The sequence below is a fragment of the Streptomyces sp. LS1784 genome (genome assembly GCF_020103755.1).
Classification (GTDB): Bacteria; Actinomycetota; Actinomycetes; order Streptomycetales; family Streptomycetaceae; genus Kitasatospora.
This window is the reverse complement of sequence record NZ_JAHSQD010000970.1, coordinates 1-1,835: the sequence shown is the minus strand read 5'-3', so window position 1 is coordinate 1,835 and position 1,835 is coordinate 1. Positions and strand designations below refer to the sequence as shown.

Annotated in this window: 1 protein-coding gene and 2 pseudogenes; all 3 read left to right on the top strand. The window is 77.7% G+C overall.

All coding sequences use genetic code 11. The features are described 5' to 3' along the window. Positions 1-292: pseudogene (locus KS423_RS44750) on the top strand (dehydrogenase); the annotation flags it as partial. Next, positions 289-1,515 (top strand): 2Fe-2S iron-sulfur cluster-binding protein, encoded by a 1,227-nt coding sequence (locus KS423_RS48705; RefSeq protein ID WP_374120180.1) that lies wholly within the window; start codon positions 289-291, stop codon positions 1,513-1,515. The pseudogene KS423_RS44750 and the gene KS423_RS48705, both read left to right, overlap by 4 nt. After that, positions 1,512-1,835, top strand: a pseudogene (locus KS423_RS44740) (oxidoreductase); the annotation flags it as partial. The gene KS423_RS48705 and the pseudogene KS423_RS44740, both read left to right, overlap by 4 nt.

Genomic DNA, 1,835 nt, shown 5'->3' with positions numbered 1-1,835 from the left:
GGCCCGGCGCGCGGTGCGCTGCGCCGTCGGGGCCGTCGCGCCGGTGCCGCTGCGCCCGCTGGAGGCCGAGGCCTGGGTGGCCGGCTGCATCGACTGGGACGGCAGCCGGGAGATCGACCCGGCCGCGACCGCCGCCTTCGGCGAGTACGTGGCCGCCGCCTGCGTCCCCGACAACTACGGCGCCGAGGGCGCCTGGGAGGCCGTGACCGAGGGGCCGACCGCGGCCGCCGTTCGGCTGCGGCGTACCGTATCGGTGCTGGCCCGACGGGCACTGGGAAGGGCGCTGAAGTGACCACAGACCCCATCGAGACCCTGGACGCCGACCCGCTCGGCCCCTCCCCGCAGGTCAGCCGCGAGCTGCGCCCGTGCGCCTCGTACACGCTGCGGGTCAACGGTTTCGAACGGCCCGTCACCGACGCGTGGATCGGCGAGAGCCTGCTCTACGTGCTGCGCGAGCGGCTCGGCCTGGCCGGCGCCAAGGACGGCTGCGAGCAGGGCGAGTGCGGGGCCTGCTCGGTGCAGGTGGACGGCCAGCTGGTGGCCGGCTGCCTGGTGCCCGCCGCCCTGGCCGCCGACAGCGAGATCAACACCGTCGAGGGCCTGTCGGCCGCCGGCGGCGCGAGCGGCGTCCAGCAGGCGCTGGCCGCCTCCGGCGCCGTCCAGTGCGGCTACTGCACCCCCGGCATGGCGATGGCGGTGCACGACCTGCTCCAGCGCAACCACCGGCCCACCGAGGTGGAGGCCCGCCAGGCGCTCTGCGGCAACCTCTGCCGCTGCACCGGCTACCGGGGCGTGCTGGCCGCCGTCCAGACCGTCGCGGACGCCCGCGCGCTGGAGGCCGAGCAGGCGGAGGAGGCCGTCGAGCCCGCTCCCGAGGCGCCGGCCGAGCCGGCCGCCGAGCTGCCGGTGGACCTGCCCGTCGACCCCGGGCAGGCCGTCGAGCCGCCGGTCTACACCGACGCCGAGGCCTGGATCGAGCACGTCCCGCAGCAGCCCGTCGAGCCCCACCCGGCCGCCCACGCCGCGGCGCAGCACCCCGTCGAGCCGCACCCCGCCGCGCCGCACGCCGTCGAGCAGGCCCCGGCCGGGCTGCCGTACGGCGACCCCCAGGGCGGCTACGACACCGGCGTGTACGACACCACCGTGCTGGCCCCGATCCGGGACGGCATCCCCGCCCAGGCCGCCGACGACCAGGTGTACTACCCGCCGCAGGGGTACCCCGAGCAGCCGTACCAGGCCACCCCCGCCCACGGCACCTACGTGCCCTACCAGGACGGCCACCAGCAGCAGAACGGCTACGACACCGGGTACGACGCCCCGGTCTACGAGCCCACCCCCGCGCACGGCACCCCGCTGCCCGGCGCCGCCTACGACGGCACCCCGCCGCACGGCACCCCGTACGCCGCCCCGCACCCGCACGGTGCCCCGGTCGAGGGCGCCGCCCCGGCCGGTGTCCCGTACGGCGCCACCCCCGCCCACGGCATCCGGCTCCCCGAGGACGACCACGCATCATGACGTCGCCTACCGACATCGGCGCAGCACTCCAGCAGGACGGCGGCGAGGGCGGCGCACCGGAGCCGACCGGCCTGGGCAGCTCCCCGCTGCGCAACGACGCGCTGCCCAAGGCGCTCGGCATCTACCCGTACGCGGCCGACCTGTGGGCCGAGGGGCTGCTGTGGGGCGCGGTGCTGCGCTCACCGCACCCGCACGCCCGGATCCGCGGGATCGACACCTCGGCCGCGCTGGCGCTGCCCGGGGTGCACGCCGTGGTCACCGCCGCAGACCTGCCGCCCGGCCCGGACGGCACCCCCGACGGCGCCCCGGCCGGGCCGATC